Below are 1,762 nucleotides of genomic sequence, written 5' to 3'. Positions count from 1 at the left end.
CCTTGAGCGCGCCCGCCAGGGTGGTCGCGTCGGTGGAGTCGGCCTCGAAGAGCCACTGGCGCAGGTCGCGCTCCTGCGAGCGAGCCAGGCGGGCCACCGTGGTGGCGTCCTGGGAGTTCTTCTGGATCAGGGCCAGGGTCTGGAGCACCGAGTCGTGCAGGTGCGCGGCCATGTCGGCGCGCTCCTGGGTGCGGATCCGCTCGGTCCGCTCGGCGCCGAGGTCGTGCACGAGTCGCAGGGCCCACGGCCCCACGACGATCGCCAGGCCCGCCACCCCGAGCAGGCCCGCGATGATGACGGGGCCGGCGAACTCGAACGGGCCGGACCACACGGCGAAGAGGATGAGCGCCGTGGCGACGAGCGAGAGACCGGCGAAGACCCGGAAGTAGGCCGCCCAGCCCCCGCCACCGAAGATCGCGCGGAACGGGTCGATCCGTCCGGTCGAGTCGAGCCACCGCTCCCGCTGGGCCTCGTCGGCCTGTCGCCAGAGCAGCCCGACACCGGCGATCGCGATCACCACCGGCCAGAACAGTGCGCCCTGCCCGAAGACCGCCTCGAAGCCGAGCACCCCACCGAAGAGCAGCGCCCCGATCGCTATCACCGGGCCGGCGTCGCGCAGCCGCGAGCGGCGGCGCGGTCGCCTGCCCGTGCGGGTGGCGCTCTCCAGACCCGGCGCGGACTCCTCGAAGTGCGAGTCGCTCGGCAGGAACATCCACAGGCCGGCGTACAACATCAGGCCGAGACCGTCGAGGACGGCGAGCAGCACGAAGGCGACGCGCACCCACAGGACAGGCACCCCGAGGTGCCGCGCCAGACCGCTCGCGACGCCGCCGGCGACGGGCGACTCGGTGTCGCGGAAGGCGCGGCGAAACGGCCTCGGGCCGGTGGAGGGAGACGTCGTGCTGCTCATCGTGCTCCCATCGTCGCAGGCCGGCTCGTGAGTCACCATGAGGTGCACCCCCGAGCGGACCCTGAGGCCGGCAGGGAAAAGCCACCGGACAATCAGGGTCGTCCCTGATGGTGCGGACCGCGTTCGTGACGTTGAGTTGGGGCCATGACGAACCCATCTCCACCACCGGCGGTCGACCCCGGGCCTGCCGAGCACGACCAGCAGGGCCCGCGCACCTCCCGCAGCGAGGTCGCAGACCTCGGCCGACTGCGCCGCAGCAGCGACGACCGCCACATCGCGGGCGTCGCCGGCGGCCTGGCGCGCCACCTCGACATCGACCCGATCATCGTGCGCGTCGCGCTGGTCGTGCTGGTGTTCTTCGGCGGCGCCGGCCTGCTGCTGTACGGCGCCATCTGGCTGCTCGTCCCGGAGGAGGGCTCACCGGCCCAGCCGCTGGGGCTCGACGACCGCAACCGCAACATCGCCCTGATCGGCACCGGGATCCTGGCGGCCGTCGCGGCCATCGGCGACTTCGCCGGCGCCTTCTGGTTCCCGTGGCCGCTGGTGATCGTCGGGCTGCTCGTCGTCTGGTTCCTGAACCGCAAGGACCACCAGTCCACCCAGCCCACGAGTGGCTACGGCGCACCCACGGCCGCGTCCGGTCAGCCGGGTTGGCAGACCGGGACGACGCCCGCCACAGACGAGCCGGCACGGCCCACCCAGGCGCCGTACCAGCCGTACCAGCCGTACCAGGCGACGACGTACGTCCGGCCCCGCAACCCGCGCAGGAGGGGCCCGATCCTCTTCTGGTTCACCCTCGCCCTGATCGCCACCGGAGTCGGCACGCTCGGCATCATCGACGTCTCCGGCACC

The 1,762-nt window shown here is 72.6% G+C and carries 2 protein-coding genes; one reads left to right on the top strand and one right to left on the bottom strand.

Annotation, left to right across the window (positions count from 1 at the left end; genetic code table 11):
- On the bottom strand, positions 1–910 hold a 910-nt coding region (locus RMO85_RS00355), incomplete at its 3' end, for a PspC domain-containing protein (RefSeq protein WP_310525731.1).
- 144 nt (positions 911–1,054) lie between these two features.
- On the opposite strand from RMO85_RS00355, the gene RMO85_RS00350 reads away from it, so the two are divergent.
- The coding region (locus tag RMO85_RS00350; protein ID WP_310525730.1) for a PspC domain-containing protein at positions 1,055–1,762 on the top strand (708 nt) is incomplete at its 3' end.

Source organism: Nocardioides sp., from assembly GCF_031422975.1.
Lineage (GTDB): Bacteria > Actinomycetota > Actinomycetes > Propionibacteriales > Nocardioidaceae > Nocardioides.
The sequence above is the reverse complement of the archived record's forward strand: the minus strand, read 5'-3'. Positions and strand labels throughout refer to the sequence as shown.